The following is a 16,496-nucleotide window of genomic DNA, read 5'->3' on the forward strand; positions in this document are numbered from 1 at the left end:
AAATAAAAATCCAGTTCTCTAGGATTTGATTTAGAAAAAAATTATAAGATGCCAAAACAGGCGAAGTAGGGGAGTTTCAATCAGTTAACTGCTCTTTCCTTTGAGCCGAGATAAGGAAGCCATTCTGCATCGGTAAATCCTGAGAAATCACGGATAAACATGAGAAATGACGGTCGGAACGGACGTTGTCGTAAATGCATTCCTGCTTCCTCGGGCGTATAATCCCCTTTTTTAGAATTGCATCGTTTGCAGGCCGTTGCCAAATTATCCCAGGTTGTTTTCCCTCCCCTCGATTTTGGCATTACATGATCCAGCGTAAGATGATCATGCGTTCCGCAGTACTGACATCGGTTTCCATCTCTTTTGAAAATATTATGACGCGTCATAACCACACCACGGTAAGGAAGATGAATGTAGCTATTCAGGCGGATCACGATGGGCATCGGATAGTGATCCCTTACAGTCCTGAGAAAATGAGTCGGGGATTCCGCCAGCAATTCAGCTTTGTTTAAATAAACTAAGAGAAATGCCTTTGGCACTGTACAAACACTAAGTGCGCTGTAATCTTGATTAAGAACCAGAACTTTACCCATGAGTCTTTACGGCAATTAATTCCCACAATATAGGAAATTTACCTAAAAAAACGTTTCGTAAAATTCAATTATTGTTAAAAAAGACTTCTCTTCACCGCCTGAGATTTAATTATACAGAAAATTTCCGGCCAAGTGATTAAACAGCTAACTCTCAGCGAGGAGCGATTAATAGTCTGAGCGGTCACTTTCGCGTTTCAGATCTTTTTCTTTAATACTGTCCCTTTTATCGTAAAGCTTTTTACCTTTTGCCAAAGCAATATGTAATTTGGCAAAACCACGATCGGTTGTGAAAAGTTTGACCGGAACTATTGTCAGGCCCTGATCTTTTAAGTTTTCACTTAATTTTCTCATTTCACGTTTTGTAAGCAAAAGCTTGCGATCACGTAATGGATCATGATTCCAATGTGTTCCCTCAGTGTAAACGGAAATATGCATATTACGAATAAACAATTCTCCGTCCATAAAGAGACAGTATGCATCGGTCAGGTTTACCTTACCCTGGCGTATTGATTTTATTTCAGTTCCTGTCAATGACAAACCTGCTGTAAACTCTTCAAGAAAAAAATATTCGAACGACGCACGTCTGTTTCGGATATCAACTTTTTTTACTAATTTTTCTGACATATTATATTCCTAACACAAAAAGGTCTGTAAAATTAGGCTTTTGCTAAAACTATACCAACTAATGAAAATAACGAGCCAAAAGCATCGATTAAATTTCTTCATTTTTGTATTTTTTTTTATTTCTTCTTTACAAATCGTAGCCGCACAATCGCAGGAGGCAGCAATACGAGCCTCTGTCGATAAATTGTTTGACGGAATGAGATCCGGAGATTCATCAGTAGTTAGAAGTGTTTTTATTCCTCAATCAACTTTAACCTCTGTTTCAACCAATGCAAAAGATTCCGTCATGACGCATCTTAGTAAAACAGATGACTTTGTAGCTGCCGTAGGAAAACCGCATACTGAAAAATGGGATGAAAGAATTTATGATGTAAAAATTTCAGTGGACGGACCAATGGCCATTGTATGGGCTCCGTATAAGTTTTATCGTGGCGAAACATTTTCTCATTGTGGCGTAAATGTTTTCACAATGATCAAAACAAAAAACGGCTGGAAAATAAATACGATTACGGATACCAGAAGAAAAATGGATTGTCTATAATTCAGTTTCAAATAAATATACCTGAAACTTCGAATGTTCCCTAACGATCCAGCCAATCCATTTTTAAAATATTTTTTGGGTAAACAACAAAACCACTCCGAAGCGTAACACCTGTACGCTGCGCAGTGGTTTTCTAATATTCAGTAAGAAGAAAAATGCTCCGGTTATTTAAGCATCGTAAGCAGGCTGCTTAGTTTGTCTTTTAAATCTTTACGATCCACGATGAAATCAAGGAAACCATGTTCCAAAACAAATTCAGCACTTTGGAAACCTTTTGGAAGATCCTTACCAATTGTTTCACGGATAACACGTGGGCCAGCAAAACCGATCAAAGCTTCGGGCTCAGAAATATTGAAATCACCCAACATTGCATAAGAAGCAGTAACGCCGCCCGTTGTAGGATCTGTCAATAACGATATGTATGGAATTTTTGCTTCGGATAATAAAGCAAGCCTTGCGGAAGTCTTCGCCATTTGCATTAAAGAAAATCCAGCTTCCATCATCCGCGCTCCGCCTGATTTGGAAATCATCAAAAACGGCTGTTTGTGTTTGATGGAATAATTGATAGCACGAGCGATTTTTTCTCCAACAACAGAACCCATAGATCCGCCAATGAAATTAAAATCCATACAGGCAATCACGACTTTTACATCGTTCATTTTTCCGTGGCCGGTACGTACCGCATCTTTCAAACCTGTTTTAAGCTGGGTTGCCTTGATACGATCCGGGTATGCTTTGGTATCTACAAAATGCAAAGGATCACCAGAAGTAAGATCTGCATCCAGTTCAGTATATTTATTTTCGTCGAACAATAACTCGAAGTATACATCAGAGCCCACCTTTTCGTGGTAGTTACAATGCGGACAAGTGTAAGCGTTCAATTTATGCTCTCTTGTAGCAGTAATTTTCTTACAATTTGGACATTGATACCACAACCCGTCCGGAGCTTCGCGCTTCATTTCCGTGGGTGTATTGATGCCTTTTTCTTTCCGAATAAACCAGGACATATTTTTTAGTGGGTTAATATCTTTGATTATAGCTTGTAAACAAACCTTTTATCTAACATTCATGATGAAATCAGGGGTCAAATATACTAATAAATGTTTGGTATCGTCAAGCGGTGATTGGGTATTGAGTTTCCTTACTTAATCTCAGATCCGATTATTGATAATTCGGTACGAACAAAAAATAGTTTTAACTTGTTCCCTAATTCAATTTATCAACACTCGCAACGAATTAACCAAACGATTCCAATTCGTATATTTTAAAGTATGTCAGCCATTTCCCCCATTGTGATCATTGTTGGTACCAACCGGCCAAACTCTATGTCACGGCGTGTTGCAGAATATTATCAAAAACTTCTCGCTCAGTCCAACACTTCAAGTACAATACTTGATCTGGTTGATTTACCTCATGACTTTACCTTCACTGCACTTTACGGAAATAGTGGAAAAAATGATGCTTTCAATACCTTAAAAAGCCATATTGACGGAGCTGAAAAATTCATTTTCATCACACCTGAATATAATGGCTCTTATCCGGGTGTTTTAAAAGCTTTTATTGACGGCCTTCCTTATCCAAACAGTTTTACTAATAAAAAGGCGGCTCTTGTTGGCTTGTCGTCCAATATGCAGGGAGCAATCACTGCTTTAAGTCATTTAAATGACATTTTCAGTTATCTTGGAATGAATACTTTGGCGCTGAGAGTAAAACTGGCTCAGATACAATCCCATTTTGTTGATAATGAAATTACCAATCCGCTATATAAAGAATTGCTTGAAATCCAGGCAGAACAAATAATCAGATTTTAAAAAGAAAAGGAGCCTAATGGCTCCTCTCTTTTTTTATTTTAACCAATGTTGTTCCATTTCATTTGAAGGAATCGAAGGTCTTTTCCACAATTCAATGTGGCTGCGACGATAAGCCGGTCCTTCAAGATCTCCCCATTTTACCAAACCTCCCTGAAAGGATTTGATCATCGCCTGCAATTTTGCAGTTTCTTCGTTTGACCATTCGTTGCTTTCTTCCAGATCTACATAAGAAACATGCGTGTATGCTCTGTTGTCCATCGCAATGATTTCAGGATCTACCATAAAATCAATCGAACTCGTGGCCGTGTTTTCTTCCAGTTCCTGGGTAAGAATCATTTCCTGAGCAGTTTCCTCTACAAAAGGAATTTCAGCAATCACTTCCTGAGGTTGTGTTTTACCTGTAAACCCGTTTTTTAGTTCAATACCAGGAATCGGAGATTCAATACTGTCAAAACCTGCCGCCACAATGGTAACGCGTAATTTATCTCCAAGAGAATCATCCGTAATTGTACCCAATTTAAACATTCTTGCTTCACCACCAACCTGAGAAAGTACATATCGCCAGATCTCACGCTGCTCTTTCATTGTAGCTTCGCGCTTCTTGCTGGTAGCAAGCGTCACAAGGATACGTTTTGCACCGCGTATATCACGGTCATTCAAAAGCGGCGAATCCAATGCTTCCTTAATAGCCATCTGAGCACGGTCAACACCACTTGCCTCAGCAGTACCCATTACAGATTGTCCGGCGTTTTTAAGAACTTTTTCAACGTCCTTAAAATCCGTATTTATATTTCCATTGGTTGTAATGATCTCGGAAATACTTTTTACAGCATTAAGAAGAATTCCATCCGCCTCGGCAAAAGCCTGGGTTAATGTCATGTCTTCGTAAAGCTCTTCCAGCTTATCATTCAATACAACCAGGACAGTATCACTAAATTCTTTCAGCTGCTCAATACCTTCAAGCGCCTGCTCTTTTTTGTCAAGTCCTTCCCAGGTATAAGGTGCTGTGACAACCGCCACCGTCAGTTTCCCCATTTCCTTGGCAAGCTGCGCAATGACAGGCGCCGCTCCCGTACCGGTTCCACCACCCATACCAGCCGTAATAAAGACCATCTGCGTAGAACCTCCAAGCAAAGCTTTTATTTCTTCGATCGTTTCCAGTGCCGCTTCCTTTCCCTTTGTTGCATCAGTTCCTGCTCCCAATCCCTGGGTTAAGGTTGCACCAAGTTGTATCTTTACTGGTACCGGGCTATTAGCCAATGCCTGCCTGTCGGTATTACAAACGGCAAATTCTACATCTTTGATCTTTTTCTCAAACATGTAGTTGACGGCATTACTTCCTCCGCCTCCAACGCCTATCACCTTGATGATAGCAGGTTCGGACATGACTCCGTTGGTTTCCTTAACGATTTCGTTCACAATGTAGTCCTGGTCTAAAGAGTGCAACAAATTTTTATTCATAGTCCGGGGTTGTTGATATAAGTGCAATTTCTTCCTTTACTTTCAATAGTCTCCAATACTGTCATCTTTGCGGCCAATGATGCGGTCCCAAAACGAACCATCATCTTTTGGTACTTTTTTCAATTCTTTTGGTTTAGTTTGTGTTGTGGCTTCTCTTAACGGGGCACTTAGATGTACAGGAGGTTTACATATTGATTTTATACGCGGATCAATTGACTTAATACCAGCCCAGGCTAATCCTATCGCAGTGGAATACGAAGTATTGCTTACAGCATCGGCTTTGGCAGTATGTGCCAGACGTTCAGGCAATCCAACCCGAACAGGCATATTGGTAACTTTTTCAAATAAAATTTCAATTTCAGGAATATTGGCCGTTCCACCAGTCAGAACGATTCCACCAATAAGGTTTTCTTCATATCCGGATTTAAGGATTTCAGCATAAACCATCGCTGCAATTTCCTTAAGTCTTTCTTCAATAATTAAAGCAACGTTTTTCTTCAAAACCTGTTTAGGTGCGCGACCTGCCAGGAAATTAACCAGGATTTCAATATTTAAAGGTACATCAGCAGAAATCGCTACGCCATGTTCCTTTTTCAATTTTTCAGCATTGCCAAGCTGAATTCCGCAACCAGTACGCAAATCAGCTGTGATATGCCTTCCGGCAATCGGGAAAGACGCGATATGGCGAATAATTCCATCATAATAAATAACAAGATCCGTTGTGTGATCACCGATATCAACCATTGCGATACCAGCTTTCATTTCACCTTCATCCAACACAGCAAGGCTGGTTGCAAGCGGTGCATAGATCATTTTATCAAATTTCAAATGAGAATCTGCTTCGAGAAGACTCTTTTTTGTTCTTTGAATAGATTGATTATTTGCTGAAACAATAAGAAAATGTCCGCCCAGTTTGATTCCGGTTCTTCCCACAGGCTGACGAACACCCATCGAACTATCCACTACAAATTCCATAGGTAAAACATGAAGCACGTCATAATTTGCTTCTGTTTTTGCCCTGTACATATCATCAACCAACTGGTCTACATCTTTCTGGGTAACTTCATCACCGGTAGACGAAGTAGGACGAATCACGCCATCGCTCTGTGGAGAAACCCGAACATGTGATCCGCTGAAACTGACATTAACAACTCCTATATCTAAATCAGATCGGGAAGCCGCTTCGCCTAATGCTTCACGAATTGCGTCTCCAACCTGCATTATATTTTCAACTGAACCATTAATTACGGCTCCTTCAGGCACAAGAACCTCACTAAATCCCAAAATCTCGATATTGTCAAAACGAGATCCCGTGGATGTGCCTTGTGCCGCTACTACGGTAATTTTCGTGCTTCCAATATCTACTCCTACTACAATATTATCCTGTGCCATGCTGATGGTGAATTATTATTCACAAACTATTTGATTTTGAAACTTAACACTAATTTTTGAAAATCTACTCCAGTCTTTACTAAGTACATTATCATAAAAAATACGAAGTTTACTGAATTTCGATTCAAAATCTTCTGCCATCCCTAACTCCACGCGCTGATCACCTAAAACTGTGGTTAACAGGACTTCTCCGTCTTTATCCACATACATTTCAGCTACCTGCGCTTTCCAAAATTCATTGGTATTCAAAAAACGAATCAAATCCATTACCATGACTCCTTTCTTCGACTTCATCTCTTTCGAACTTGTAAAAAAAGGGCCTGAAACTAATAGCGTTCTCGCCGAAAAACTTTCAGACAAAGGAAAAAAAACGCCTTCATCATTAATATAGTATCCCGAGGTATTTCGCCACTCTCCGCTTTTCGAAGTATTGATCCATCTAGCAAGTGGTTTTTCCTGCTCAACTTCTACGACAACATTACCCTTTAAGTCACGAAAAACCTGACATTTTTTTACAAGTTTATTCTTTCGCACCCTGTTTTCAAGGTCCGAAAGATGAACATCTCTCAATCTGCTTCCCAATAACGGGTCTCCTCCATTCTCGGTCAGCAGCATTTGAATATCCGTTTTATCCAGAAAATGCATTCCTGAATCACCATCAATTGTGATGATAATATTGTTACAACGCTGATTACCAAGGCGACTTTCTGCCATGCCAATTCCGGCAATAGGCAAAATAAGCCACAAGCTACGTTTAAGCAAATGCCAAGAATAGTCAAATTTACGTAACATCTTAGTAATTTTAAAAAAGCGGTGACTAATTATTACTAAAAGGGTTTTGCAGAAGGATTTTAATTGGCTCCACAAGGGTGTCAATATCACCAGCACCAATTGTTACTACAATATCAGTATTTAATTTCGGTAAAAGGTCTAAAACATCTTTTTTGGTTACCAAATTTTTATCAGCGATCGTTACTTTGTCCAATAACATATCAGAATTTACACCTTCAATAGGTAATTCTCTGGCCGGATAAATTTCCAAAAGTAATAATCTGTCAACCATAGAAAGACTTTCCGCAAAGCCATCAGCAAAATCCCTGGTTCTTGAAAATAAATGCGGCTGGAAAATTCCTGTCACATGCCTTCCCGGATAAAGCGCTTTTACAGATGACAAAAATGCTTCAATTTCTGCCGGATGATGGGCATAATCATCAATGTAAACTTTGGAAGGCAGTTCAACCTGATATTCAAAACGTCGTTTAACTCCTTTATAACTTTCCAGAGCTCCTTTTATATTTTCAGAAGAAACGCCTAAATATAAAGCTACTGCACTTGCAGCAAGCGAATTTTCAATATTATGATAACCCGGGATTTTCATTGCCACGTTTTCGATCACACCTTCCGGATGAACAATATCAAAAACAAACCGGGCATTTTCAATACGAACATTATCCGCATGATAATCGCCTTCTGTCAACGAATAAGTGAAAACTTTTGCTTTCGTACTTGAAGCCAGATCAAGTCCTTTTTTCATAAACAAAGCTCCGTCTTCATCAATCTGCCCGACAAACTCCCTGAAAGATTCCAGAACATTTTCATGTTTTCCGTAGATATCAAGATGGTCGGCATCCGTAGAAGTTACAATAGAAATTTCAGGAAAAAGAGTCAAAAATGAACGGTCAAATTCATCGGCTTCCACAACACAAACTACCTCACTAAGATTTTCTGTCGGGGCATTAAGCAACAAATTGGTACCATAATTCTGGGTAATCCCACCAAGAAACGCGGTAGTATTTACATCGGCATAACGTAAAATATGGGCAACAATGGAAGAAGTTGTTGTCTTCCCGTGCGTCCCGGCCACTCCCACTGTTTTTAAATTTTTTGTAAGCAAACCTAATACCTGAGATCTTTTCAGGATCATAAAATTTTCCTGCCTGAAATAATTCATCTGCTTATGCTGAACCGGAACGGCAGGCGTATAAACAATCAGCGTTTGTGAAGGATCTGCAATAAATTCCGCCGGTATATTTTCAATTTCATCTTCCAGATTAACAGGAATACCTTCTGAAATCAGCGTTTGTACAAGCGGTGTCAAAGTTTTGTCATAACCTGCCACCTGAAACGAATTAGCCTTGAACCATCTGGCCAAAGCACTCATACCAATCCCGCCAATTCCTACAAAATAGATGTATTTCCAGTCGTTCATAAAAGCCTTAGTAATGTTTTGTATTAATAATTTTAAAGACTACTTAATCAATTTCAGCACTTCGGCCGCGATATCATAAGCAGCTGTTGGTTTAGCCAATTTTTTAATATTTTTTTTCAGTTCATCCTGTCTTTTTACGTCCCCCAACAAAGTCATTGCACCCGGAATTAATTCCTCTGCGGCGCTGGAATCTTTGATAAAAATCGCTGCGTCCTGTTCCACCAGATTCATCGCATTTTTGGTCTGATGATCTTCCGACGCAAATGGAAACGGTATCAGTATTGTTGGTTTTACCGCCAGACATAATTCTGAAACTGATAAAGCTCCTGCCCGGGAAACCACAACATCTGCAACAGCATAAGCCAGATCCATTTCATAAATAAATTCAAAAGCCTTCGCTGCATCAGATTTTAAACCTGAAACAGTTGCCTGTGCAGTACTGATAAATCCCTTTCCAGTTTGCCACAAAACCTGATAGCCCGCTTTAACCAGATCGCCAATACCAGCATTCAAACTTTCATTAATCGATTTCGCTCCTAGACTTCCGCCCATCACAAAGAGCGTTTTGCACTCTTCCTGAAAACCGAAATAGGCTAGTGCTTCTTTTCTTTTCGATGTAACGTCAACAATATCACTCCTGACAGGATTTCCGAAAACCCTGATCTTTTCTTTTGGAAAAAATGCTTCCATGCCGGGATAAGCCACACAGATCTTGCTCGCTCTTTTTGCTAAAAGTTTATTCGTTATTCCTGCATAGGAATTTTGCTCCTGTATTAATGTCGGTATTCCAAGCAAAGAGGCAATCATAAGCAAAGGGCCGCTTGCAAAGCCACCTACGCCTACGGCAACATCTGGTTTAAAATCTTTTATAACAGACCGGGCCTTCCATAAACTGCGTGTCAGCTTAACCGGAAAAGCCAGATTATCCAATGAGATTTCTCTTTTAATTCCTACAATCGGCAACCCTATAATATTATATCCGGCACGAGGCACCTTCTCCATTTCCATTTTGCCAAGTGCTCCAACAAAAAGAATTTCAATACCCGGTTCAATTTCTTTCAATGCGTTGGCTATCGCGATGGCAGGATAAATATGCCCGCCTGTACCGCCGCCACTAATAATTACTCTTTTTGACATAAGTATTGTTAAATCTTTTGCTCATCCATTTTTTCTCCGCGACTGACGCTGAGGATCATCCCCATAGCAACTCCTGTAAAAAGCAAAGAAGTCCCGCCCTGACTAAAAAAAGGGAGTGTCTGACCGGTTACAGGCACCAATCCAACCGTCACTGCCATGGCAGAAAAAGCCTGACTCACGACTACAAAGGTTAATCCGGCTGATAATAATCCGCCAAAAGGTCTTTTTGTTGCCTCAATTGCTTTTAAGCCCCGAAATAATAAAATGAGATATAGTACCATCAGGGCTGTTCCCCCCAGTGTTCCGTATTCTTCAACGACTACGGCAAAAATAAAATCCTTTTGAGGTTCCGGAAGAAATCTTCGCTGACGACTTTTGGCAACGCCTTCGCCATAAAGTCCGCCACGGGCCATAGCCATGTAAGATTGCTGCGACTGATAAACTACAACATCTTTATCCAAAAAGGATGTAATCCTGTTTTGTGCTGTATTTGACCTCTGTGTCGAGTTCAATAAAATAGCGACACCAGCAAAAAACACCAGTCCCATGGCCGTGAAAAGCAAATAATGAATAGGTACCTTTCCGACAAACATCAGTAAAAAACATATCCCCGCAAGCATAAAGGCTGTCGAAACATTACTGGTAAAAATTAATCCGCACACAGCACCGACCAATGCCAGTGGTTCCATAAATAATTCTCTTGTATTCCATCCTCCCTTGATATGTCTCGCAAGAATTAGCGATAAGTGCGCTATCAGCGCAACTTTCGCCCATTCTGATGGCTGGAAACGTTGTCCGATAATTGGTATTTCGATCCAACGGGAAGCTTCATTAACAGATCGGCCAAAAAACATAGCAAAAATAAGCAGCAGAATAGAACTCCAAACCGCCATACGGGTCACATACACAAATTTGATGTAGGGGATACGATGTACGAAAAACATGATCAGCAGCGAAAGAAAGCAGAGCAGGGAATGTTTGAAAAGATAATATTCCGTATTGCCTTGTTTTACGCTATATGCATCTTTAACACTCGCACTATACACCACAACGATACTCGAAAGTAACATCCCGATACAAATGCCCCAGATCCAGGGATCTCCTTTGAGATTTCTGGAAAACCATGCCTGAGTTTCTTCCCTTACTTTTTGAAAACCATCCATGATACTGAAGCTAGCTTATTAAGTTCTTAACGGCTTGTTTGAATTTCTCGCCACGGTCTTCATAATTTTTAAATAGATCAAAGCTTGCACATGCAGGAGAAAGTAATACGATATCTCCCGCAACACTCCATCTCTGAGCCTGATTTACAGCATCCTGCACATCTTCTGTTACGTAAATTTGAGGTACAATTTCGCCAAAATACTCCTTTAATTTCTTAAAATCAGGCGTTAAAATAATCAGTGCTTTTACTTTTTTCTTTACCAATTCTTCTATCTGGCTGTAATCGTTTCCTTTATCTACCCCACCGGCAATAAGCACGATCGGTTGTTCAAAACTTCCCAAAGCATAAAAAACAGAATCCACATTGGTAGCTTTGGAATCATTCACAAAGGTAACACCGTCGACTACCGCTACCTGTTCCAAACGATGAGGAGCGTTAATAAATGTCAGCAAACCGCTTTTTATTACTTCATGACTTAATCCAACCGACTGCGCCACCAGAATTGAAGCCAACGCATTAACCGCATTATGAGGTCCTTTTATAGGAAGTTCCGAAAAATCCTGTTCATAATGTTCTCCTTCTCTTTGGGAAACTAGTTTCTGGTTATCCAGATATCCTCCTTCTGTGATAGTATCTTTTAAAGAAATAGCCCACTTTTTGGGAAGAACCGTTCTTTTCAAAAGTTCAGAAATGATAACTTCGCTATCTGAGAAATAAATAAAATCGTCATTTTCTGTCTGATTCCGGATAATATTAAATTTCGAATCAACGTAATTTTGAAAATCGTAGTTGTAACGATCCAGATGATCCGGTGTAATATTTAATATTACCGAAATATTGGGATGAAAATTCACTATATTATCAAGCTGAAAACTACTGATTTCCAATACATAATAATCGAAATTCTTTTCTGCTATCTGCCAGGCAAAACTTTCACCGATATTTCCTGCAAGGCCGACGTTTAAATTTGCTTCACGTAACAGGTGATAAGTCAGTAAAGAAGTTGTCGTTTTTCCATTGCTTCCGGTAATTGCAATCAGTTTTGCTTTGGTATATCGGGATGCAAATTCAATCTCAGAAATAATAGAAATTCCTTTAGCTGCCAATGCCTTAATGATCGGCGCTTTATCGGGAATTCCCGGACTTTTTACAACTTCATCAGCATCAAGAATCAACGATTCTGTATGAAAACCTTCTTCAAAATTTATATTTTCGCGAAGTAACACTTCACGGTATTTATCACTGATTGGACTCCGATCCGACAAAAAAACATCGAATCCTTTTAATTTACCGAGTATTGCCGCTCCTATTCCGCTTTCTCCTCCACCTAAAACGACGAGTTTTTTCTGCAACATATTTTCGAATTTTAACTAAGAAGTAAAGTACGCGGATTAATCTCTTTCATGGAAGAATTTTTTACGCTTTCTTTTAAAATATCCTGTGTAAAAAAAAGAGGCATGAAATCATGCCCCTTTGATCATATAATTTATATAAAATTCTAAGCTTATTTCTTTTCTGTAAGTCTTAAACGATTTGCCGCTTTTACAATCATGAAAATCACCCATGCAATAATCAGGAACTGAATAAGTGTCTGAATAAAATTACCATACTTAATGGCAACCTCCGGTGTTTTGTCAACTGCTTCTTTCAATACGAATTTTAACTGAGTGAAATCAACCCCGCCAATTATTAGACCCAGTATGGGATTGATGATGTCCTCAACTAATGAAGTTGTGATTTTTCCAAACGCTGCACCGATAACCACACCGACAGCCAGATCAAGCACATTGCCCTGAGCGATAAACGTTTTAAATTCTTGTAGCATATAGTTTAAGGTTAAATGTATGTGGGTTAAATCTAATTAAAAAGTATATAAAAACCCAATACTTAAACCTTGTGCAAATTGAATGTCATCAACTTGCGATTTATTGTATATTACTATTGCACCTAAATTCACATTAAAATATTTAGCGATTTTAGCCGTCACCATGGCGTCCAGCCTATGATCGTTTTTAAATTCTCTTTTGTCTGTGACTTGGTTTTTATTGTAGGCTGTAAATAACTGGTATCTGAATTTCAGATTAATGTCTTTGACTACCTCCTTATCAAAATTGGCTACCAATTGTACAATACCAACCTCATTATGGAAACGCTTTCCAATTTTAACACCATAATTTCCAGGAATATTTAGATATAAATTTTTGTCTGAAACAATTGTTTGACGAACTGCTCCGGGAGCAAGATCAATAAAGAAATATGGAGCCGGACGATATTCAATACCAATTGCTTCTGTTAAATAAGCCGGCGCAAAAAGTCCTGAAACTTTGGTTGGAAAATTGATAGAATCCGGATGTGTCGAAGAGGAGTATGTATAACCGTTTGCAAATTGCGAGAGTAAGTTAAAATTTGCGAATAAACTCCATTCTTTCGTCAGTTCGTAATTATATTTAGTATCAAAAAAGATACGGTCCAGATTTTTCCGGCTTCCCTGAGATTTGTTTTTTACAATACCATATTGTGATTGAAAGTCATTTCTCCATGAATGTTTCCCGGTTTTTTTTTCACTAAGTGCGTTGAATAATGCACCAAGTGCGATGGAACTTACTCCCCCGCCAGTCCAGTTGGAACTAAAAGAGCCTTGTGTAAGATTGACTCCAAATTCTACCTTTTTCCAGGTTGTATCACCCTTAACTTTAAGTCTTGCACCACTTAAAGAATTCGTGAGATCAACCTTTTTAGTAATATCATCCTGTGCAAAAGCGCTTCTGGATGCAATAAATAATAAACAAACAATAAGTGTGCGGAATGTAGTTTTGAAGTTCATGTTTATTCAAATTTTAATGTATTAATTAAAGATTTCAACCTGCCGGGTCTGAAAAAACTGTAATGGCAGTATTGTAGTGGTGGTATCGTTAACGATGGTTACTGTCGTATTGTCGATTTTTGTAATCACCCCTTTAACATCATCAATCTTGATAATCTGGCCTTCTCTGTAATTTTTACGGCTATAAAAAGAAGAAATTATATTGGATAAAACATCTTTTGACGCGATACCATAACCAAGTGAAAAGGAAAGAATTACTCCGCCTATTACCAAAATAAAACTGGATTCGAGCAATGTGGTTTCAATTCCGATTTGCCCCAATGCGCTGATAAATGTAATAATCAAAAAGAAAACGAAGGCAATATTTCCTATGAGTTTGGAGGAAGGAATATTAAACGATTTACAGGTAGCAACCACAGCACCCTTTATTGCATCAGAAATCATAATTCCAATTTGCAGCATGACAGCCGCGGCAATAAGTTTTGGAATAAAATTAACTAACGACAGTACCATGCTTGTGATTGCATCAACACCTAAGGTTTCGGTCGCAGCGGTAAGAAAAATTAACAGGATGAAATAATAAACAACTTTTGCCACAATATCACTTAGCTTGATTTCTGTTTTAAGCTGTTTGATGAGACCAATTTCATTCAATTTATCACCAATACGATCAAATCCGATGGAGCTAAGTACTTTTCTGATGACGATAGTAACACCTTTTGCTACCAGATAACCGATTGCAATGATGATAAAGCAACCAATAACCCGTGGAACAAAAATTACAAACTGGTTTATTAGTGTGTTAAAAGTGTTAATTAAAATTTCTGAAATGTTGGGAAGGTTGTTCATATGGAGAGAGTAAAATGTGTGTTTTTGTCTTGCAATCGTGGTGTTCCTGTGTTTTATAAATCTGTATCCTCAATGGAAAGACTAACGATCAGCGTGTTTATAAAATGCTCTGTAAAATGTTCTACTACATGCATTGTATCCCTGATCGTATTTACTTCTGACACCAAAGCTCTTTTAAGGTAGGCTGGTACTTCCTCAGTAGACTCTAAATCTTTAAAAACTGTATTTCCTGAGGACATATTTTCAGCTGTTTATAAAATACCTGATTAGTTCTATCACTTTGACGAAGAATATACCCAGGAAAATAATTGTTTCCAAATATTTCTTGCGGAGTTTTTCCCGTGATCTGAGAAGGCGCATTTTTACGGCACTCTCTGTTATCTTAAATATATCTGCAATATCCCTGATACTAAGATCATCGGTATATTTCATAAATAAAATACCCTTTTCATCTACCGTGAGATGATCCAGCGCAGTTTTCAGATTCCTGGCTTCAATATCGTCTCCGTCGAAAAGATTATTAAGGTCAATATCGTCAGAGACTTCCATAGGCTCATCCTGATATACTTCGCCTCTTTTCTTGTTGGAACGGAGCTGATCCATACAGTGATTGTACGTAATAGAATACAGCCATGTCGAGAATTTGGCATCTTCTTTAAAGGTTCCCAACTTGAATATCAGTTTCAGAAAGATATCGTGTGTGAGATCTTCAGCTTTTGCCGAATCCTTAACAAAAGACAGGCACTTATGATAAACCTTATCGGCATATCGTGAGTACAGTTTTTCGAAATAGTGGTTACGCTGCGTATCCACGAATAATTTCACCAACTCTTCGTCGGTGTAATTATTTTCTTTCAGTTCTTCTTTAAACGTTTTGACCGCCATACATGCAAAAAGTAACAGAGCAAGGCCTAATTAGTGTGTAAAAAATATTTTTGTTACGGCAAATAACAAAAACAACGCCTGGTATACAAGTATACGTCAGGCGTTGTTTTTATTTTTTTACTATTTTTTTTAATTATGCTCCAATTGCTACTCTTTTGAATGACTTTACAGTCAAACCCTTAGCAGTTTTCTCAACCAATTGGCGGATAGTTAATGAAGAATCTTTAACAAATTCCTGATTCAACAAAGTATTGTCTTTGTAGAATTTCTGTAATTTACCTTGTGCGATTTTTTCAAGCATAGCTTCTGGCTTGCCTTCTGCACGAGCTTGTTCTTTACCCACTTCGATTTCGCGTTCAACTGTTGCTGAATCAACACCGTCTTTGTCAAGAGCAACAGGCTTCATTGCAGCAATCTGCATAGCAACGTCTTTTCCAAGTTCGCTGACGTCAGTTCCGTTAACACCTTCGAACGCTACCAAAACACCAAGTTTTCCGTTTGAGTGAATATAAGAAACAACCTGATCCGCAGTTACGTTTTCGTAAGCAGCGATAACCAATTTCTCTCCCAATTTACCAACAAGGTCGATGATGTTTTCACTTACCGGACGGCCATCAGCCAAAGTCGCAGCAAGTAAAGCTTCTTTATCCTGGATATTATCAGCAACAGCTTTGTCCAAAATGCTTTGAGCAAGTGTTTTGAAATCTTCAACATTTGAAACTGGTTCCGTTTCGCAAGCGAAAGCAACAAGTTTACCATTCGTTCCGTCGGCACTGATCGCTACCAATACAGTTCCTTCTGATACTTCGTTATCAGCACGTTTTGCTGCTACTTTTTGTCCTTGTTTACGAAGAATATCAACGGCATTGTCAAAATCACCATCAGCTTCCTGAAGTGCTTTTTTACAATCCATCATTCCTGCGCCAGTCATCTGGCGTAGTTTATTTACATCTTGAGCGGTAATTGCCATGACTTATTTCTAAATGGTTAAAAACTTTTTACAAA

General features: G+C 38.8%; 18 protein-coding genes. 2 read left to right on the forward strand and 16 right to left on the reverse strand.

What is annotated here, in order from left to right:
* Positions 1-80: 80 nt before the first annotated feature.
* The gene (locus tag FDK13_RS15695) at positions 81-593 is read right to left on the reverse strand and encodes an HNH endonuclease (protein ID WP_137340955.1); all 513 of its coding nucleotides are present in this window, start codon (positions 591-593) and stop codon (positions 81-83) included.
* A gap of 165 nt (positions 594-758) precedes the next feature.
* Positions 759-1,217 carry an SsrA-binding protein SmpB gene (smpB, locus tag FDK13_RS15700; RefSeq protein WP_137340956.1) on the reverse strand — a complete coding sequence of 153 codons (459 nt, stop codon included), beginning with the start codon at positions 1,215-1,217 and terminating at the stop codon, positions 759-761.
* A 61-nt stretch (positions 1,218-1,278) separates the two neighbouring features.
* On the opposite strand from smpB, the gene FDK13_RS15705 reads away from it, so the two are divergent.
* On the forward strand, positions 1,279-1,758 hold the full coding sequence (locus FDK13_RS15705; RefSeq protein ID WP_137340957.1) for a nuclear transport factor 2 family protein: 480 nt from the start codon (positions 1,279-1,281) through the stop codon (positions 1,756-1,758).
* 164 nt (positions 1,759-1,922) lie between these two features.
* Here FDK13_RS15705 and accD read toward each other — a convergent pair whose 3' ends face one another.
* Entirely contained in the window at positions 1,923-2,765 is an 843-nt protein-coding gene (gene accD, locus FDK13_RS15710) for an acetyl-CoA carboxylase, carboxyltransferase subunit beta (protein WP_137340958.1), read from the reverse strand.
* Between the two features lie 264 nt (positions 2,766-3,029).
* Between accD and FDK13_RS15715 the strand changes: the two genes are divergently transcribed.
* Positions 3,030-3,569 (forward strand): NADPH-dependent FMN reductase, encoded by a 540-nt coding sequence (locus tag FDK13_RS15715; RefSeq protein WP_137340959.1) that lies wholly within the window; start codon positions 3,030-3,032, stop codon positions 3,567-3,569.
* Between the two features lie 33 nt (positions 3,570-3,602).
* Here the strand turns inward: FDK13_RS15715 and ftsZ are convergent, their stop codons facing one another.
* From ftsZ to tsf, 13 genes are all read right to left on the reverse strand, one after another.
* Entirely contained in the window at positions 3,603-5,030 is a 1,428-nt protein-coding gene (ftsZ, locus tag FDK13_RS15720; protein ID WP_137340960.1) for a cell division protein FtsZ, read from the reverse strand.
* Between the two features lie 42 nt (positions 5,031-5,072).
* Positions 5,073-6,422, reverse strand: a complete 1,350-nt coding sequence (gene ftsA / locus FDK13_RS15725; RefSeq protein WP_137340961.1) for a cell division protein FtsA — start codon at positions 6,420-6,422, stop codon at positions 5,073-5,075.
* A 15-nt stretch (positions 6,423-6,437) separates the two neighbouring features.
* On the reverse strand, positions 6,438-7,214 hold the full coding sequence (locus FDK13_RS15730) for a cell division protein FtsQ/DivIB (RefSeq protein ID WP_137340962.1): 777 nt from the start codon (positions 7,212-7,214) through the stop codon (positions 6,438-6,440).
* A 25-nt stretch (positions 7,215-7,239) separates the two neighbouring features.
* Positions 7,240-8,631, reverse strand: coding sequence for a UDP-N-acetylmuramate--L-alanine ligase (murC, locus tag FDK13_RS15735; RefSeq protein WP_137340963.1), 1,392 nt, complete (start codon positions 8,629-8,631; stop codon positions 7,240-7,242).
* A 39-nt stretch (positions 8,632-8,670) separates the two neighbouring features.
* Positions 8,671-9,768, reverse strand: coding sequence for an undecaprenyldiphospho-muramoylpentapeptide beta-N-acetylglucosaminyltransferase (gene murG / locus FDK13_RS15740; RefSeq protein WP_137340964.1), 1,098 nt, complete (start codon positions 9,766-9,768; stop codon positions 8,671-8,673).
* Between the two features lie 8 nt (positions 9,769-9,776).
* Positions 9,777-10,931, reverse strand: coding sequence for an FtsW/RodA/SpoVE family cell cycle protein (locus FDK13_RS15745; RefSeq protein WP_137340965.1), 1,155 nt, complete (start codon positions 10,929-10,931; stop codon positions 9,777-9,779).
* 10 nt (positions 10,932-10,941) lie between these two features.
* Positions 10,942-12,288, reverse strand: a complete 1,347-nt coding sequence (gene murD / locus FDK13_RS15750; RefSeq protein ID WP_137340966.1) for a UDP-N-acetylmuramoyl-L-alanine--D-glutamate ligase — start codon at positions 12,286-12,288, stop codon at positions 10,942-10,944.
* 149 nt (positions 12,289-12,437) lie between these two features.
* Positions 12,438-12,758: a large-conductance mechanosensitive channel protein MscL gene (gene mscL, locus FDK13_RS15755; RefSeq protein WP_137340967.1), complete on the reverse strand. Its 321-nt coding sequence runs from the start codon at positions 12,756-12,758 to the stop codon at positions 12,438-12,440.
* Between the two features lie 36 nt (positions 12,759-12,794).
* Positions 12,795-13,757: a DUF3078 domain-containing protein gene (locus tag FDK13_RS15760; RefSeq protein ID WP_137340968.1), complete on the reverse strand. Its 963-nt coding sequence runs from the start codon at positions 13,755-13,757 to the stop codon at positions 12,795-12,797.
* Between the two features lie 21 nt (positions 13,758-13,778).
* A complete protein-coding gene (locus tag FDK13_RS15765) occupies positions 13,779-14,606 on the reverse strand; it encodes a mechanosensitive ion channel family protein (RefSeq protein WP_137340969.1) in 828 nt (275 codons plus the stop codon).
* Positions 14,607-14,659: 53 nt separating this feature from the next.
* The gene (locus FDK13_RS15770; protein ID WP_137340970.1) at positions 14,660-14,845 is read right to left on the reverse strand and encodes a hypothetical protein; all 186 of its coding nucleotides are present in this window, start codon (positions 14,843-14,845) and stop codon (positions 14,660-14,662) included.
* 4 nt (positions 14,846-14,849) lie between these two features.
* Positions 14,850-15,491 (reverse strand): RNA polymerase sigma factor, encoded by a 642-nt coding sequence (locus FDK13_RS15775; RefSeq protein ID WP_137340971.1) that lies wholly within the window; start codon positions 15,489-15,491, stop codon positions 14,850-14,852.
* A 133-nt stretch (positions 15,492-15,624) separates the two neighbouring features.
* On the reverse strand, positions 15,625-16,461 hold the full coding sequence (gene tsf, locus FDK13_RS15780; protein ID WP_137340972.1) for a translation elongation factor Ts: 837 nt from the start codon (positions 16,459-16,461) through the stop codon (positions 15,625-15,627).
* Between the last annotated feature and the right edge of the window lie 35 nt (positions 16,462-16,496).

The sequence above is a fragment of the Dyadobacter frigoris genome, assembly GCF_005280585.1.
Lineage (GTDB): Bacteria > Bacteroidota > Bacteroidia > Cytophagales > Spirosomataceae > Dyadobacter > Dyadobacter frigoris.